General features: G+C 53.7%; 18 protein-coding genes. 5 read left to right on the plus strand and 13 right to left on the minus strand.

The window, feature by feature from the left end:
- Positions 1-9: 9 nt before the first annotated feature.
- Positions 10-684 (minus strand): fimbrial biogenesis chaperone, encoded by a 675-nt coding sequence (locus tag AC4ICF_RS07300; RefSeq protein WP_116343385.1) that lies wholly within the window; start codon positions 682-684, stop codon positions 10-12.
- A gap of 69 nt (positions 685-753) precedes the next feature.
- Positions 754-1,290, minus strand: a complete 537-nt coding sequence (locus tag AC4ICF_RS07305; protein ID WP_061098798.1) for a fimbrial protein — start codon at positions 1,288-1,290, stop codon at positions 754-756.
- Positions 1,291-1,546: 256 nt separating this feature from the next.
- On the opposite strand from AC4ICF_RS07305, the gene ybiB reads away from it, so the two are divergent.
- On the plus strand, positions 1,547-2,509 hold the full coding sequence (gene ybiB / locus AC4ICF_RS07310; protein ID WP_316379986.1) for a DNA-binding protein YbiB: 963 nt from the start codon (positions 1,547-1,549) through the stop codon (positions 2,507-2,509).
- A gap of 114 nt (positions 2,510-2,623) precedes the next feature.
- Here the strand turns inward: ybiB and ybiJ are convergent, their stop codons facing one another.
- From ybiJ to mcbA, 3 genes are all read right to left on the minus strand, one after another.
- Positions 2,624-2,884 carry a DUF1471 family protein YbiJ gene (gene ybiJ, locus AC4ICF_RS07315; protein WP_014883102.1) on the minus strand — a complete coding sequence of 87 codons (261 nt, stop codon included), beginning with the start codon at positions 2,882-2,884 and terminating at the stop codon, positions 2,624-2,626.
- A 286-nt stretch (positions 2,885-3,170) separates the two neighbouring features.
- Entirely contained in the window at positions 3,171-3,437 is a 267-nt protein-coding gene (locus AC4ICF_RS07320; protein ID WP_116343387.1) for a DksA/TraR family C4-type zinc finger protein, read from the minus strand.
- A gap of 121 nt (positions 3,438-3,558) precedes the next feature.
- Positions 3,559-3,825 (minus strand): DUF1471 family periplasmic protein McbA, encoded by a 267-nt coding sequence (mcbA, locus tag AC4ICF_RS07325; protein ID WP_163330782.1) that lies wholly within the window; start codon positions 3,823-3,825, stop codon positions 3,559-3,561.
- A gap of 243 nt (positions 3,826-4,068) precedes the next feature.
- Between mcbA and rlmF the strand changes: the two genes are divergently transcribed.
- Positions 4,069-4,980 carry a 23S rRNA (adenine(1618)-N(6))-methyltransferase RlmF gene (gene rlmF, locus AC4ICF_RS07330; RefSeq protein WP_163330783.1) on the plus strand — a complete coding sequence of 304 codons (912 nt, stop codon included), beginning with the start codon at positions 4,069-4,071 and terminating at the stop codon, positions 4,978-4,980.
- A gap of 43 nt (positions 4,981-5,023) precedes the next feature.
- Here the strand turns inward: rlmF and ybiO are convergent, their stop codons facing one another.
- From ybiO to rhtA, 6 genes are all read right to left on the minus strand, one after another.
- A complete protein-coding gene (gene ybiO / locus AC4ICF_RS07335) occupies positions 5,024-7,237 on the minus strand; it encodes a mechanosensitive channel protein (protein ID WP_316379987.1) in 2,214 nt (737 codons plus the stop codon).
- Positions 7,238-7,361: 124 nt separating this feature from the next.
- Positions 7,362-8,084: a glutamine ABC transporter ATP-binding protein GlnQ gene (gene glnQ / locus AC4ICF_RS07340; RefSeq protein ID WP_116343390.1), complete on the minus strand. Its 723-nt coding sequence runs from the start codon at positions 8,082-8,084 to the stop codon at positions 7,362-7,364.
- Entirely contained in the window at positions 8,081-8,740 is a 660-nt protein-coding gene (gene glnP / locus AC4ICF_RS07345; RefSeq protein WP_003858462.1) for a glutamine ABC transporter permease GlnP, read from the minus strand. Before glnP ends, glnQ begins: the two co-directional genes overlap by 4 nt.
- Before the next feature lie 84 nt (positions 8,741-8,824).
- Positions 8,825-9,568 carry a glutamine ABC transporter substrate-binding protein GlnH gene (glnH, locus tag AC4ICF_RS07350; RefSeq protein ID WP_316379988.1) on the minus strand — a complete coding sequence of 248 codons (744 nt, stop codon included), beginning with the start codon at positions 9,566-9,568 and terminating at the stop codon, positions 8,825-8,827.
- A gap of 361 nt (positions 9,569-9,929) precedes the next feature.
- On the minus strand, positions 9,930-10,433 hold the full coding sequence (dps, locus tag AC4ICF_RS07355) for a DNA starvation/stationary phase protection protein Dps (protein WP_008501171.1): 504 nt from the start codon (positions 10,431-10,433) through the stop codon (positions 9,930-9,932).
- Positions 10,434-10,732: 299 nt separating this feature from the next.
- Complete coding sequence (gene rhtA, locus AC4ICF_RS07360) at positions 10,733-11,620, minus strand: threonine/homoserine exporter RhtA (RefSeq protein WP_116343392.1); 888 nt, start codon at positions 11,618-11,620, stop codon at positions 10,733-10,735.
- A 355-nt stretch (positions 11,621-11,975) separates the two neighbouring features.
- Here rhtA and ompX point away from each other — a divergent pair, with 355 nt between their 5' ends.
- Entirely contained in the window at positions 11,976-12,494 is a 519-nt protein-coding gene (gene ompX, locus AC4ICF_RS07365; protein WP_014883110.1) for an outer membrane protein OmpX, read from the plus strand.
- Positions 12,495-13,044: 550 nt separating this feature from the next.
- Here ompX and AC4ICF_RS07370 read toward each other — a convergent pair.
- Both AC4ICF_RS07370 and mntS read right to left on the minus strand, forming a co-directional pair.
- Positions 13,045-14,628 (minus strand): phosphoethanolamine transferase, encoded by a 1,584-nt coding sequence (locus AC4ICF_RS07370; RefSeq protein WP_116343393.1) that lies wholly within the window; start codon positions 14,626-14,628, stop codon positions 13,045-13,047.
- A 269-nt stretch (positions 14,629-14,897) separates the two neighbouring features.
- Positions 14,898-15,026 carry a manganase accumulation protein MntS gene (gene mntS, locus AC4ICF_RS07375; RefSeq protein WP_014831181.1) on the minus strand — a complete coding sequence of 43 codons (129 nt, stop codon included), beginning with the start codon at positions 15,024-15,026 and terminating at the stop codon, positions 14,898-14,900.
- A gap of 183 nt (positions 15,027-15,209) precedes the next feature.
- On the opposite strand from mntS, the gene mntR reads away from it, so the two are divergent.
- Positions 15,210-15,683, plus strand: a complete 474-nt coding sequence (mntR, locus tag AC4ICF_RS07380; protein WP_023335001.1) for a manganese-binding transcriptional regulator MntR — start codon at positions 15,210-15,212, stop codon at positions 15,681-15,683.
- The gene (locus AC4ICF_RS07385) at positions 15,680-16,789 is read left to right on the plus strand and encodes an anion transporter (protein WP_163330786.1); all 1,110 of its coding nucleotides are present in this window, start codon (positions 15,680-15,682) and stop codon (positions 16,787-16,789) included. Before mntR ends, AC4ICF_RS07385 begins: the two co-directional genes overlap by 4 nt.
- Positions 16,790-16,833 lie beyond the last annotated feature (44 nt).

Here is a 16,833-nt window from a genome sequence, read left to right on the forward strand (position 1 = left end):
GGGGAAGTATTAATGAACGGATTTCGACCAGGTATGGCTGATGCTGCCGTAATCAGTAATAATGGAATACGTTAAGTTCGTGCCCCCGACATTGCCAGGTAAAGCAAAATGCGTTTCCGTTTTCGGGACGGCCCAGGTGGCTTTAGTGATTTTCTGACCATTCAACGTAACGGTCTGGAAATTCATATAGAACGGCGTTGGGTTATTCACGACCAGATCGTTACCTTCGCGGCGCCATTCAAGTTTATCGGCCACATCTTCTGGTCTGCCTTTTACCGCGGACGGGCGATAGAGCAATTTAATGCGGGTGTTAATGGCGATTTGCAGCGTGTTTACCCCCTCAACGTGCTTTGAGGAAGGGATCGCTTTAATGTTCAACCAGTACAGGGATTCCCTGTCTTCCGGTAAATTTCCGCCCGTACGCACCACGCGCAGAACGTTATCTTCTTTCGCATCCAGACGGAAAAGCGGCGGGGTGATCAGGAACGGGGCTTTGGCCAGGTTTTTACCGCCGGAATCAACCCAGGACTGCACCAGATAATCCGTCGCATCTGGATTTGAAAGACCAAGAGATGATTCCTTTTTATCTCCCTGATAGACCAGACGGGTGCCATTAATAACGACACCTGCATGTGCAGTGGCGGCTACCAGTAAAAGAGTGCTCAGTAAATAACCGTGGCGCATAAAGATTTCTCAATAAATAGATGAGATATTAATGCCCGCAAAAGCATTAATATCTCAGGATTGATAAGATCAGTTATAAATAACGGTGAAGGTCGATACAGAGTTAGCAGGGCCTGCGGTAATCGCAGCGCCGGTTTGGATATAGCGTGCGCCGAACTCCAGATCGTTAACCGCCGTGCCGGAGGCTAATGGATATTGCTGAGACGGTGTATACAGGGTGACCGGCTGCTCTGACGCGTCAACCAGCTGAATAGCGACACCTGTAGCTGCATCGGTATCTGGCGTTAAGGCCAGCGTGGCGTTGTTATTCGCATCCGGCGTACCGCCGAAGTTAATCGCAGCGGAGGTGACCGTTTCCGGGCAGTTCGTTAACTGAATATCAAACTTCGTCAATGTGCTGGTAGAGCCTGCGCCGGTAAATACCGTTTTAGACACTTTGCCCAGCTGAACATTTAATGGGTTACTCAACCCATTCACGACCTGACAAGCAGAATCGATAATTTCACCGGTGAAATTGATCTGACCTTCACCGTTTGTTGTCGCAAATGCGGATGCAGAACATCCTATCGTTGCGGCGATAATTAAACCTAAAGCAACCTTGTTCATAACAAATCCTGATATGTTTCTGGTGATAGCGTTGCCTGGACGTTTTCACCGTTGACCCTTAATAACTTTCCGCTGGTTATTTAAACAAATATTGATGCGTTAAGAATCTTCTGCAGAAATCACAAATAATTGAAATAATGCTTGAGTTTCATTTTTCGCCATAAAAACAAAACGTTGATTGTGTCGAAAAAAACTAACGTCCAGACGTTCAACGGGGCTATATTGTTAACAAGATGATATTTTCAGGAGAGATGTCGTGGATTATCGCAAGATTATCAAAGAGGTAGGCCGGGGCAAAAACCACGCCCGCGATCTGGACCATGAGACCGCTCGCGCCCTGTATACCCGTATGATCAATGGAGAGGTACCGGACCTGGAAATGGGCGGCATCCTGATTGCGCTACGTATTAAAGGCGAGGGCGAAGCGGAGATGCGCGGCTTTTACGAGGCGATGCAGGCGCAAACGCTGCGCTTAACGCCGCCGGTGGCAAAACCGATGCCGATCGTAATCCCCAGCTATAACGGCGCGCGCAAGCAGGCAAACCTGACCCCGCTGCTGGCGATCTTATTACATAAGCTGGGGTTCCCGGTGGTGGTACACGGGGTCAGCGAAGATCCGACGCGCGTGCTGACGGAGACCATTTTTGGCATGCTGGGGATTGAACCCACGCGTCATGCGGGCCAGGCGCAGGCAAAGCTGGAGGGTCATGAACCGGTTTACATCCCCGTTGGTGCTCTGTGTCCGCCGCTGGAAAAGCAGCTTGATATGCGCTGGCGAATGGGCGTGCGTAACAGCGCGCATACCCTGGCGAAGCTGGCGACGCCGTTTGCTGAAGACGCCGCATTGCGCCTTTCCAGCGTCTCACACCCGGAATACGTGGGGCGTGTTGGGACATTTTTTGAGGAGATTGGCGGCAGGGCGCTGCTGATGCACGGCACGGAAGGTGAAGTTTATGCCAATCCACTGCGCTGCCCTCAGCTGATGCTGATCGATTCTGCCGGTACGCGTGCGGTTCTGGAGCGTGGGGAAGAGAATACGGGAGTCATTCTCCCCGAGGCGAAAGATCCGCTCACCACCGCGCGCTGGATTGAACAGTGCCTTGCCGGAAATGTGCCTGTGCCGCATGCTATTAAGCTGCAGATGGCCTGCTGCCTGCTGGCAACCGGGGAAGCTGACACGGTCGAGGCCGGTCTGAAACGCGTTGAAGCGGCGTTTTAGGCAAAAAAAAGCCCGTCCAGTGGCGGACGGGCAAACAAGGGTAACAACAGGGTCAATGAGGGTTGGAGCAGCTCACCAGAGGGTTTGGCGAGGGTACAGCATTCATTCAGGCGATTATTTGTAGATAACCGCAGTACCGCTCAGTTTGTTATTGGTGTTAGCGGAGGTGATGGTATATCCGCTTGCACCGGCAGCCGCCGCTTTCTCGGCCAGCTTGGCTTCCAGACCGTCCAGCGTGGTTGCGCCTTCTGCACTCACCACACCGATTTTATTCATGCTCTGAGCCTGAGTGGATGAAACTGGCTCTACGGCGAATGCGCCAAAAGACAGAGCGGACAGGGCAACAGCAGCTACAGCATATTTAATGGTTTTCATAATTAATCTCTCGCAGGTGTTTTCTGTTAAGGGGACGATGTTCCGTCGATGTGATAAGTATCACGTTTTTTTCGGTGAGATAAAATCGAAGAGAATTGACGTGTTCAATCAAAAAAATTGAATGACAAATAACTTATTGATTATTAATTAAATCGAAGTTGCGCTTTACACTTCTTGTTGGTGCGCTTTACAGAAGAGAGGTGAAGGGCACATTTTGCTACGCGGTTCGCTAAATTTCGTGAGCGTAAAGGTAGGTTCCCTCGCGGTTAACTTAGGTAAAGGAAAGTCAACGTAGCTGGCTGTCTTTCGATCCTCTGCGATTATAACCTGGATGTGAAGCATTTTTTGAATCTTTATCCTGCTGGCAGGTGATGCATAACCTTACGCCGGGGATGGCTTTACGCCGCGCCTCCGGAATCGGCTCTCCGCACTCTTCGCACTCCTTTAAACTTTCACCGCGCGGAATCTCACCGCGAGCGCGCGCAACTGCATCTTCAATCGTACTGTTGATCTGTTCGTTAACGGCGTCGTCATTCGCCCAGCCGGAAGCCATAGCATCCTCCTGAAATTGGTTTATACCCTGCTTTGAATATGGGGTTAAAAAATGAACAATCAAGGTGAAGGGGGAAGCGAACTGCATCCGGCAGGCAGATGCAGTTTTATAGAGAGGGAAATTATTTATAGATGGTCGCAGTGCCGTACATATGGTTATCTCCGCCTGCGGAGTTAACCACGAAGCCTTTGGCACCTTCCTGGCGGGCTTTCTCGGCCAGTTTATTTTGCAGATCGTCCAGATTACTTGCGCGGCTTACCGAGACGGTGCCCGCCGGACGCAGCTGGCTGGTATCGTTACTCTCGGTCAGCGACTGGACGGCCATTGCAGAAAATGAAGCGGTCGCCAGGACGCCGGCGATAACAGCAAGGGTCAGGTACTTTTTCATAATCACATCCTCATGAGGAAACAACAGGTGATTCCCTCTAAGTTTAGAAGCCTGACGAGTGTGACTTAGCGCAAATATTTGATGATGATCTGCTTATTTTTTGAACGATAAAAGCTGACAATTCACTGACAGATCATAGACGTAGAGGTGTTTGATTTACGGTGTTTTTTTAAGCGCCGCAGAGAAAGATTTACCGTTGGGCCAGCACAGGGTATCTTACGCCGCTGTTTAAAGGAGAATGCCATGACTTCCCAAAAGCCGGGATTGCACCCACGAAACCGCCACCGCAGTCGCTACGACATGAACGCCCTGTGCCAAAGCTGCCCTGCGCTGCAGGACTACATTGTCCAGACCCCAGCGGGTGAGCCGTCTGTCAACTTTGCCGACCCGCAGGCGGTGAAAACGCTGAACAAAGCGCTGCTGGCGCATTTTTACGGTGTGGCGCACTGGGATATCCCGGAAGGCTTTCTCTGTCCTCCCGTTCCGGGCCGCGCTGATTACGTTCATCACCTTGCCGATCTTCTCGCCGAAGACCGTGACGGCGCGATCCCGCAGCAGGCTTCCATCCTGGATATTGGTACCGGGGCAAACCTGATTTACCCGCTGATTGGCGTGCATGAGTATCACTGGCGCTTTACCGGGAGCGAAATCGGGGCCGAGGCCTTTGCCAGCGCGCAGGCGATCGTCAGCGCCAATTCCGGCCTGAGCCGCGCTATTCGTCTGCGTCGTCAGAAAGATGCTGCAGCTATCTTCAACGGCATTATTCACAAAAATGAAAGCTATGACGCCACGATGTGCAACCCGCCGTTTCATGATTCGGCGGCAGCGGCCCGCGCGGGCAGCGAGCGTAAACGCCGCAACCTCGGTCAGGCGGAAGACGCCGCGCTGAACTTCGGCGGTCAGCAGCAGGAGCTGTGGTGCGAGGGCGGTGAAGTTGCGTTTATCCTGCGCATGATTGCGGAAAGCAAACAGTTTGGCCGTCAGGTGAAGTGGTTCACGACGCTGGTTTCCCGAGGGGATAACCTGCCGCCGCTCTACCGCGCGCTGACCGAAGCGGGCGCTGTAAAAGTGGTGAAAAAAGAGATGGCGCAGGGCCAGAAGCAGAGCCGCTTTATCGCCTGGTCATTTATGGACGATAACAAACGTCGGAAGTAAGTACCCACAGGCCCGGTAAACGCAGCGCTACCGGGCAATAGGGTTACAGCGTAGGCTCCTGCGGAGGGAGCGGCGAGGCGGGCGGCGACAATACCTGATACGTCTGCACCGGCGTTCTCACGTTCGCCAGATCGAAGTGCTTCTTCACCATGCTGTCGAGGGCAAAGCGCACCGTCCACTGCTTCAGCGGCTGGGTGGTGAACGACACGCGCAGGGTAAATGCCGTGTTCGTCAGCCCGACGATCCCGGCAAATGACGGCTCGCCAATCACCAGCCCGCGAATATCTTCCATCTGCATCAGCTCTTCCACCGCATCCCGCAGCGCCTGCTTCGCTTTATCCGCATCCTCGTGACGATCCACGTCGTAGTTCGCCACAACGGAGCCAATGCCGCGCACAAAGTTGGCGAAGGTGGTGATCGATGACCACGGAATGATGTGGTACGCCCCGGTATCCTGACGCACGCCCACCGAGCGAATCGACATGCGCTCAACGGTGCCGGTCAACGGCCCGATGGTCACCAGATCGCCCGTGTTCATCCCGTTCTCAAACTGGATAAAGATGCCGGTAATAATATCCTTCACCAGCGTTTGCGAACCGAAAGAGATCGCCAGCCCCAGCGCGCCGGCACCTGCCAGCAGCGGGGCGATATTCACGCCGATTTCCGACAGCACGATCATGATGGTGATGGTGCTGATGATCACCGCCAGCGCATTACGGAACAGGGTCAACAACGTCCGCGCGCGGGCGCTGGGGAGCGGTCTGCCGTGAATATCGGAGACCAGACGGTTCTCGATAAGGCTTGCCAGCAGCGTCCAGCCGACGGCGGAGAAAAATAATATCAACGCAATACGAATTAAAATATCGACGGTCTTCTCGCCTGCGCCGTTATGTAGCCAGTTCCAGAAATCAAACAGGCTCCACGCGTTCAGCAGCAGCATGATCGCCACGCAGACGGTCAGAATGCGCGCCACCTTGAGCGAGACCGACATCCAGCCGTTTACCCGTTTTTGCAGTTCCGGGTAATTACGCTGTACCTGCGGCGACAGGGTGATGGTTTTCGAGATCCAGCGGGACAGCAGCCCGGACACAAATGCCGCGATACCGATAATCGCCAGGCTTTTGAACGTTGCCCCCATCATAAATTTCAGGCTGTTTCCCGGGTCGAACAGCGAGAAGAAGCACAGCACAATAAAGTACGCGCTTGCCAGCCAGTGCCACACCAGCGCGAAGGCGCGAATAAACAGGCTGAAAAACGAGAGGGAACGGTCGGCCAGGTGCAGCAGACTCTCGGTGATCGCCTTTTTATTGTGAAAGATAAGGTACAGAGACCAGACGGTTATACAGAGCATGATCAGCACGTTTGCCAGCGCGCCGAACTGCACGTTAACCTGGTTGGAGATAATCGGCACGGCAACCAGCAGGCCGTAGCCTATCAGGCCGCTGAGCACGCTTAGCCGCACGGCCCAGTATTTCGCGCTGTCATCGCTGATATTGAAAGGGCGAAGCTCAGGCACGCGCGGGCAAAAGATGACGCGCAGCACCGCTTTAAAAAATTCGATGAGCGCAAACGCATTCAGGAAGAGCGCCTGCTGGAAGGCAATGGTTTTGTTGCCCGTGTTGAGGCGATCCGCCAGCACCTGACCGACAAACAGCGTTAATGCCAGCAGCAGTAAATCGATGATAAACGCCCCGGCAACCATAGCGGGGAGGTGCAGCCAGCTGTTTTTATGCTGGTTCTTTTTTCGCCCCCAGTGGCCCATCCTGCGGTACAGCGGCCAGGCGCACAGGCGCACCAGCCAGTAAAAAATAAACACGGCCGCGGCCAGCATCAAAAACTGGGTGGCGGCGGCGGTAAAGGTTTGCGGGTTAAACGCCTTGTGCTGGGATCCCATCAGGTTGCGGTAGAGCTGGGCAAAGCGCGCGGAAAGCGCTTCACCGTAACGGCGGCTCACGTCTGTGACGTTTTCCAGCACCGTTTTTTGTTCCTCCACATGCGGCGGGGTGAGGGTCGGAACGGTTTCCTGCGGCGGCGCGGCGGCGGCTTTGCGCAGCTGCTCGATGAGCTCCTTTCGGGAGGCGTCGTTTTCAAGAACGTCGGCAAGCGCGCTGTAAGCCGCTTTTTTTTGTTCAGCATCCGGTTCCGGAGGAGGAGAACCTTGCTGGGTCGCGGTCGCTCCGGTGGTGACACCGGGTATCGCCACGGCGAGCGATGGCGCACTAAACAGGCTTATCAACAGCAGCAGGATCCAGGGCACGGCGTCCTCCGACAAAAATATCGTGCAAAATGATAAGTATAGAGGGCGAGGGGAGGAGGGGCGTTTTTGGGAACAATCTGGCGTAAAAAAGCCGGGCAAGCCCGGCTTGGTGTAAAGCGAGGGATCAGGAGACGTGCTGCAGGAACTCCTGTAAACGCTGGCTCGGCGGATTCGCGATCAGCGCCTGCGGGTTACCGTCTTCCGCGATACGGCCTTTATCGATGAAGATCAGGCGGGAGGCCACTTTCTCAGCAAAGCCGATTTCGTGGGTCACGATAACCATGGTCATCCCTTCTTCCGCCAGATCCTGCATGACTTTCAGCACCTCGTGGCGCAGCTCCGGGTCGAGTGCGGACGTCGGCTCATCAAACAGCATCATCTTCGGTTTCACCGCCAGCGCGCGCGCAATTGCCACGCGCTGCTGCTGGCCGCCGGAAAGCTCGGAAGGGTAGTGGTGCGCACGCTCCGCCAGGCCAACCTTCGCCAGCAGATCTTTTGCCAGCGCTTCCGCTGCCGCTTTGTTGGCACCGCGCACGCGCAGTGGGCCAAACATTACGTTTTCCAGCGCCGTCAGGTGCGGGAACAGGTAGAACTGCTGGAACACCATGCCCGCTTCCTGGCGAATCAGACGCTCGTCCACTTTCGGGTCGTTCACCTTCAGACCGTCAACGATCAGATCGCCGCTGGTGATCTCTTCCAGCTTGTTAATGCAGCGCAGCAGGGTGGATTTACCGGAGCCGGATGGCCCGATAATCACCACCACTTCACCCTGCTTGATGTTCAGATCGATATTGTGCAGCACCTGGGTTGGGCCAAAGTGCTTGGAAACGTTTTTAAATTCAATCACAGGATTTTCATCCTTCTTTCAAGACGACGCAGAACGAAGCTCAGAACCAGCGTAATGATCAGGTAGACAACGGCGACCGCACTCCAGATTTCCAGTGCGCGGAAGTTGCCCGCAATAATTTCCTGACCCTGACGGGTCAGTTCGGCCACGCCGATAACGATGAACAGCGACGTATCTTTAATACTGATGATCCACTGGTTACCCAGCGGTGGCAGCATGCGGCGCAGCGCCAGCGGGAGAATAACGTGGCGGATCGTTTCGCGACGAGAAAGACCTAACGCCAGACCCGCTTCGCTGAAACCTTTATGAATCGATAGAACCGCACCGCGGGTGATTTCCGCAATGTAGGCGCCTGAGTTGATCATAATGGTCACGACGGCTGCGCTGAACGGGTCGATGCGCAGGTCGGTGAACGCCATGGGCAGGGCGAAGTAGATGAACATGACCTGCACAACAATAGGCGTGCCGCGGATCACTTCGATGAAAACCAGCGCGATGTGGTTTGCAATCCAGCCGCCGTAGGTGCGGGCGAAACCGGCGACAAGACCGATAATCAACCCGCCAACCAGACCGAGGACCGAAATCCACAGGGTCATTTTAGCGCCTTCAAGCAAGAGTGGAATGGCAGGCCAGATGGCGCTCCAGTCAAACTGCATGATAATTTCCTGTTACTGTTACCGTGTTTCAAAAATAGCAGGGGCGAAAGGCCGCCCCTGAGTGAACGTCGTTTTTACGTCTTATTATTTAGGCTCGGTACCGAACCATTTTTTGTAGATCTCGTTGTAGGTGCCGTTCTCTTTCAGTGTCTTCAGCGCGCCGTTAATTTTCGTGCGCAGATCGTCGCTGCCTTTCGGGAACGCGATACCGTACTGCTGAGCTTCCAGAGAGTCACCCACGGCTTTGAACTTGCCGTTACCTGCCGTTTTGATGAAATACAGGATGTTTGGCGTATCGTGCAGAACAGCGTCAGCACGGTTGGTGCCGAGTTCCATGTACGCGTTGTCGATGTTCGGGAACTGACGCAGGTCTTTGGTTTTAATGTTCGCTTTCGCGTAATCCACAGAACCGGTACCGCTCTTCACCGCGACCACTTTGCCGTCGAGGTCTTTCACGCTTTTAACGTCGTTATTATCGGCTTTGACCATCACCAGCAGGCCGCTCTTGTAGTAGCCGTCAGAGAAGTCGATCGCTTTTTTTCGTTCTTCGGTAATGGTGATACCCGCCAGCGCCAGATCGACGTTTTTGGTTTGCAGTGCCGGGATGATGCCGCTGAAGTCCATTGGCTTCAGGGTGTAGTCCAGTTTGAGTTCTTTGGCGATAGCGGCCCACAGATCAACATCAAAACCAACGTATTTATCACCCTGCTTAAATTCAAACGGAACGAACGCCGTGTCGGTCGCCACAACCAGTTTGTCGGCAGCCTGAGAGGACACCGCAAAAGCCAGGGTAAGTGCAGCCAGTGAAACTTTTAATACAGACTTCATAGCATTTCCTTTTATATCCACGGGGCGATCCCCTGCGAGAACGACTGGCACAATGAAAAAATCGTGCCAACTTTTCAAGCTGTTGTTTTGCAAAGGGGATGGAGTCATGCATTGCACAAAAAACGTGGCAATGATGTCGTGTTGCACCAGGATGGAGCACCGTTTTGGTGCACTTCGTTTGGGTCAACTGACGGGGAGATATTTAGCGTAAATTCTGACGAAAAAACAATCTTCCATTAACGGTTGTGTGAGGTGATTATTACAATTTCTTCACTTTTGCACCGTATCAGGCAAAAACTGTGCACCATAGATGTGCAAAACCCTCACCAGAGGCGAGGGTTTGATAGAAATGTCGTATGAATTATTCGATGTTAGATTCGATAAACCACAGGAACTGATCCAGGTCGCGGGACGCGGCGGTGAAGATGTCTGCGGTATCTTCATCTTTGGCTTCGCTAATCGCTTTGCGCACGTCATTGGCCACAATCGCGTAGCGGTCCGCCAGCTCTTTCAGGTGATCCTGAACGGTATGAATATCCAGCGGGTAGCTTTTCAGTGGCGTTTTGCTGTTGATCACCTGCGTGGTCCCAAGCGCGACACCACCCAGCTGTACGGCACGTTCAGCCATCGTATCGAGGTGTGTCACCAGTGCTGTGCGGAAGCCATCCAGCATTTCATGAACGGCAATAAAGTTTGCACCGCGCATATTCCAGTGGGCCTGTTTGGTGATCAGCGAAAGATCGATGAACTGGATCACCTGGCGATTCAGCAACTCAATGGTCGCCTTTTTGTCGCTATCCGATACATCGTTACGGGTATAAAGCAGATTAGACGCTTTCGTTTTCACCAGTTTAGCGGTACTCATAATCTCATATCCTCTTGATGTTTATGTCCCAGGTAATTACGGAACTAAGTATAGCACCGGATTTTTTCTCTGCGGTCTGGCTGTGCCTATCGGTTTAATAGTAAGAAGGAGTTTGATAATTTAATTGCTTGAAATGAATGGGTAATTTTGAAATTGATACAGATCAATCTTAATTCACCGGAAGGGGAACAGGTGGGAAAGGATATTTCGATAATATGACCAGGTATGTAAGAAATTATAACGTATGAATTTCTGGCCTTTATTCTGCATGGCCGTGAAGCCATGCAGAATATATGGCATTAGCTGATGTCGATTTTCTCTACTTTGGGCTCCGGGCGCATGGTGAGCGTTGAACCCATTGACGCCGCGATAATTGAGCAGAGCGCCAGCGTCTGGGTAAACGTCAGCGTTTCGCCCAGGAACACCATCCCGGAGATCGCCGCAAGGGCGGGCTCCATGCTCATCAGGGTGCCAAATATGCGCGTCGGCAGACGCGTCAGGGCGATCATCTCCAGAGAATAGGGGAGAGCCGTTGAAAGAACAGCGACCGCCAGCCCGATGGGCATGACTGACCATTGCCAGATAGACTCCGTGGCCTGCGCCATACCGATCGGCACAAAAACGATAGCCGCAATCACGGAACCCAGGGCAACCGTTGCCGGGCCATGTTCTTCACCCGCGCGCTGCCCGGTGAGGATATAGACAGCCCAGCAGGCCCCTGCTCCCAGAGCCAGCGCTGCGCCCGTGAGATCAATCTCAGAGACATTCTGGCCGAGCGGCAGCAGGAACCATAAGCCCAGAACGGCCAGCACGACCCAGATAAAATCCACCGGACGACGGGAGGAGAAAAGCGCCACCGCCAGCGGGCCGGTAAACTCCAGCGCGACGGCGATCCCGAGCGGAATGGTCTGGATGGAGAGGTAGAACATATAGTTCATTGCCCCGAGGGAGAGACCATAAAAAAGCAGGGGGAGACGCTGCTCTTTTTTGAAGCGCAGACGCCAGGGTTTGAAAATGACCACCAGTATCGCCGTGCCCAGCACGATACGCAGGGCCGTCACCCCGGGGGCACCCACCAGAGGAAAAAGCGATTTTGCCAGCGAGGCACCGCTTTGGATAGACAACATGGCAATGAGTATGACGGCTACCGGCAACCAGACCGACGACGTGCGGGATAACCCAGGCATCCTTTCTCCTGTCAGCTAATGTCAAATGGAGTAAAGGTTGCAGTGTAAAGGAAATATACAGCTACGGTTGAGACTCTGTTGAAAAAAAAGGCCCGTGAAATCCGTAAAATGGTTAAGCGCTGGTGGATTTATCGCCTGAAAGATTAGGAATAATCTGGATGAATGTAACGGCGCAGACGCGCAATATGGGCGTTTAGTAGGAAAAATCGCATGTGATTTGAAAGAGTTAGCTGATGTTGGAAACGTTCTGTTACAGGAAAGGCCTCATTAGACATCACGAATCACAAAGAGTTTCGCAAATTTTTTTGATATATTTAAAACTTACGGACTTACTTGAAGCACATTTGAGGTGGTTATGAAAAAAATTGCATGTCTTTCAGCACTGGCCGCTGTACTGGCTGTTTCCGCAGGTACCGCTGTAGCTGCTACTTCTACTGTAACCGGTGGTTACGCTCAGAGCGATATGCAGGGCGTGATGAACAAAACCAACGGTTTCAACCTGAAGTATCGTTACGAGCAGGATAACAACCCGCTGGGCGTGATCGGTTCTTTCACCTACACCGAGAAAGATCGTACTGAAAACGGCGCATACAACAAAGGCCAGTACTACGGTATCACCGCTGGTCCAGCTTACCGTCTGAACGACTGGGCAAGCATCTACGGTGTTGTAGGTGTTGGCTACGGTAAATTCCAGCAGACCGAAAACCAGGGTCTGAACCGCACTGCAAGCACCAGCGACTACGGCTTCTCCTATGGCGCAGGCCTGCAGTTCAACCCAATCCAGGACGTGGCTCTGGACTTCTCCTATGAGCAGAGCCGTATCCGCAACGTTGACGTTGGCACCTGGATCGCGGGCGTAGGTTACCGCTTCTAATCACTCCGGTGATGAAATAAAAAATCCGCCCAATGTGGCGGATTTTTTTTTTGCCTTTTCCCTCTCCCTGCGGGCTGAGGAATCCCCAGTAATTTTTAAGCAGAAGCAATAAGGTTGTTTCAGAACGATTTAAGGTTTTCAGCGACGCCCTGGTCCGGCTGTAAATCGCCGAAGCGTTTCCGTAAGGCCGGGGCGAGGCGCACGGATGCGCCGAGAGGGCGTGGCCTGCAGGGATGCAGGCTCATGCCCGACCCGATAGCCTGAAGGAATAAGCTGAGGGCACCGCGAAGCGGCGATTTACCGCCGGGAGCCCGGGTCGCCAGGGCGGTGGCGATTGAGCCGCCCTGGCACGTTCACCGGTCATGTCCTTACAGAGTAGCAAGGAACATAAAGTGAACGGAATGACCACCGGAGCCGTAAGTTCCCCTCACCCCAGCCCTCTCCCTCAAGGGAGAGGGGGGCGTCCATGCAAACATTATTTTGTGGGGATCCCTCAGCCCTGTGGGAAAGGGCCAGGGTGAGGGCATCAGACCGCACGAGACGGCAGAAACTACTTACTCTTAATATCAAAAATATCCGTACCCAGATGGTTGTAGTCAACTTTCTGTAACTTGAAGTTGGTAACGTACACTGGGGGCGCTTTCTTGTTGGAGATAAACGGGTAACTATTTTTTATCTCTTTGGCCTTAATCCCCGTCCACTGTGAGAAGAACTGCAGGAAATCATTCGCCGAGCGCCGCGCTTTAATGACGCGATGCGTTTTATCATCACTCGACAGCACCATAAACGGCACCTGGAAGTTCTGCTGGAACTGGTCGTCGTGCGCCAGATACTGGACTTCTTTGCCACGCTCTTTAAACGCCAGCCCGTGATCCGAGAAATAGACCACAGAGAAGCTTTCGCCCGTGTTGCGCAGCTGATCATACAGCTTGCTGAGAAGATCGTCAGTTTGCGTCATGGTGTAGAGATAACAAGAGGTCTCTTTTGACTGCACAAACTCTGCGTATTTCCCGCCAGTGCGATCGCAGGCCTGCGGGTGCGATCCCATCAGGTGGAGAACAATCAGCTGAGGCTGGGTGCGCGGGGTAGCAAAGACCTGCGCCGTCATCTTCAGCAGCGCCTCGTCTTTGGTGTTTTTGTCGGCTTCAAAGTCGCCGCTCTTCAGGAACTGCACTTCGTCAGCACGCTTAGCAATACTGGCGATGGCCGTGTCGTATTCGCCAATTTGCCCCTGATTGGAGAACCACCAGGTCTGAAAACCGGCGCGGTTGGCCAGCGTAACAAAATTATCCTGATACTGAGGTTTGCCATCCACCACGCGGTTCAGCGTCAGGCCAAGCGATTTCTGCGTCGAGCCGCTGGCCGCAACATAATCGGTAAACAGGGTGCCGTTGACCGAGCTGGCAAACGGCGTGTTATTCCAGTGCCCGCCGAAGGCACCCAGTGCGTCGCGACGTGCGCTCTCGCCAATCACCACCACGTAGGTATGATATTTCGGCTTAACCGCCAGCACGTTCCAGGTGTCTTTCATATTGGAAAGTTCAGCCATGCGCGCCTGCTCGTCGAGAACCTCTTTATTGTTGACAACGACGTCTTTAACGAAGCGGAAAACCGGATAGCCGATATTGATGAGCCTTAGCTTACCGTCCCAGGGAATATTCTGGATGGGGGCGACGAACGCCACGGCAAGGCTGAAGACCAGACAGAGTATTTCGATTTTACCCCAGGATTTTTTCTCGCCCGACCGACGGCGGATGGCGATAACGCCCAACGCGAAGATGAATAACCCTACCACGTAGCTGTACCACGGGAAGATCGTCAGGATCTCCGTCGACTCTTCCATGTTGGTCGAGTGCAGCGCCAGCAGGGTATTAAAGTTTGGCGAGCCGTAGGCCTGACCAAACGGGAAATACATAGCAGCAACCAGTGAACAGACCCCCACAAACGCTTTCTGCACTCGCGGGGCACTCCTCCACAGTACGTGGAGCACACAGGTGAAAGCCACCGCATAAAGCAGGCTGAAGGGATAGCCGAGCGCAAAGTTAATCAGCAGCGACTGCAAAAAGTAAAATCCCGTCCACGGGCTTAAGGCCCGGCTGCGGGTAACGATGGTATCTATCAGGGTTACATTCATAGGTCACTATCACAAAAACGCCATGTGCTCACCCTGGCGCCAAGGGTCAAAGCCTGCCGGACAGTGCGTGGAAAGGGAATGAGAGGTCCGCTTCAGCGAGCCGCAAATTGTGCAGGGCTGCAAGAAGATAGTGCGAGCGTGAATTAAGGTCAACAGTTGCTAAACAGATGTTTTGCGAAGGGGGCTGCAAATCCGCAAAAATAATCGGGAATTGGTCAGTTTACAGCGGAAATGTGACAGAAAAATGAAGCGGCGTACCGCAACGCCGCTTAGTGGGAAGGTTTGTCGTCCTGATGCGGTTTGTTGTTAAACATATCGCACAGCATGTTCAACAGCATTAAGCGCACTTTAAAAGGAGAGTGGGTAAACACGGTCATACACCTCTTGAATTCGTTCATAAGACCTCCTGATTTTTGATCCCTTCGATCCGTGAAGGGTGACTGCATTACATACAGATATAGCACAGGCTATATTGTATAGCTATGGCTATTTCGTTAATTTTTTGTGCTTGCAGAGCTATGGTTTACAATGTGCGCTCTCGATACCGGGCGCTGGAAGCGTCACCCCACTGAGGAAGTACAATGAACCGTCGTGCAGGTAAGCCAACAATGAGGAAAACGACGCAACTGGTGAATGTTGAAGAACATGTCGAAGGTTTTCGCCAGGTCCGTGAGGCGCACCGGCGTGAACTAATTGATGATTATGTTGAGCTGATTTCCGATCTGATCCGCGAGGTCGGGGAAGCGCGTCAGGTTGATATGGCCGCCAGGCTGGGGGTTTCGCAGCCGACGGTCGCGAAAATGTTAAAACGTCTGGCCTCGGTGGGCCTTATTGAAATGATCCCCTGGCGCGGCGTGTTTCTGACGCCGGAAGGGGAGAAGCTTGCGCAGGAGAGCCGCGAGCGTCACCAGCTTGTCGAGAATTTTTTGCTGGTGCTGGGCGTCAGCCCGGAAATTGCCCGCCGGGATGCGGAAGGAATGGAACACCACGTTAGCGAAGAGACGCTGGTGAAGTTTCGTGAGTTTACCCTTAAATATGGTCCCTCCGCTGAATGAAAATCCCTGGACTGCAGGCCCTGTCACGCGATCGTTTCTTCCATCTCTTATTAATTATTGGCGCAGCGTTAAGCCTGTTTGTGCCGTTTGCGCCACAGGCCTGGTCTGCGGCGATTGACTGGCGCACCATCATTACCCTGAGCGGGTTAATGATGCTGACCAAAGGGGTCGAGCTGAGCGGCTATTTTGACGTGCTGGGCCGTAAAATGGTGCGCCGTTTTGCCACCGAGCGCAGGCTGGCCCTGTTTATGGTGTTCTCCGCTGCGGTATTGTCAACGTTTCTGACCAACGACGTGGCGCTGTTTATCATCGTGCCCCTCACGCTCACGCTGCGTAAGCTGTGCGAGATCCCGGTCAGCCGCTTGATCATCTTTGAAGCGCTCGCCGTTAACGCGGGTTCTCTGTTGACCCCTATCGGCAACCCGCAAAATATCCTCCTCTGGGGACGTTCCGGTCTGTCGTTCGCTGCCTTTACCTGGCAGATGGCGCCTCTCGCGCTGGTGATGATGCTGTCGCTGTTGGCAGTGTGCTGGTTCGCGTTTCCGGATAAAAAGCTGCAATACCATAGCGGGACCACGGGCCCGCAGTGGCAGCCGCGGCTGGTCTGGAGCTGCCTCGGGCTGTATATCGTCTTTCTGTTTGCCTTGGAGCTGAAGTACGAGCTGGCGGGCGTCCTGCTCGTCGCTGCGGGCTTTGTCGTACTGGCACGGCGCGTGCTGGTGAGCGTGGACTGGACGCTGCTGCTGGTCTTTATGGCGATGTTTATTGATGTGCATCTTCTTATCCAGCTTCCGGTACTGCAAAACGTTCTGCACAGCGTCAGCGGCTTGTCGCAGCCGGGGCTGTGGCTGACGGCGATTGGCCTGTCGCAGTTTATCAGCAACGTGCCTGCCACCATTCTGCTGCTCAACTACGTTCCGCCGGACACGCTGCTGGCCTGGGCGGTTAACATTGGCGGGTTTGGGCTGCTGCCCGGCTCCCTGGCAAACCTGATCGCCCTGCGCATGGCCAACGACCGCCGCATCTGGTGGCGCTTCCATCTCTGGTCGATTCCGATGCTGCTCTGGGCTGCGGCGATCGGTTTCGGACTATTCCTTCTCATATAGTGCGCAATTTGTCAGTTTTTCCTGGCAAACGTATAGCAACGTCC

Source organism: Enterobacter sp. ECC_219_Taxon_10 (genome assembly GCF_058354905.1).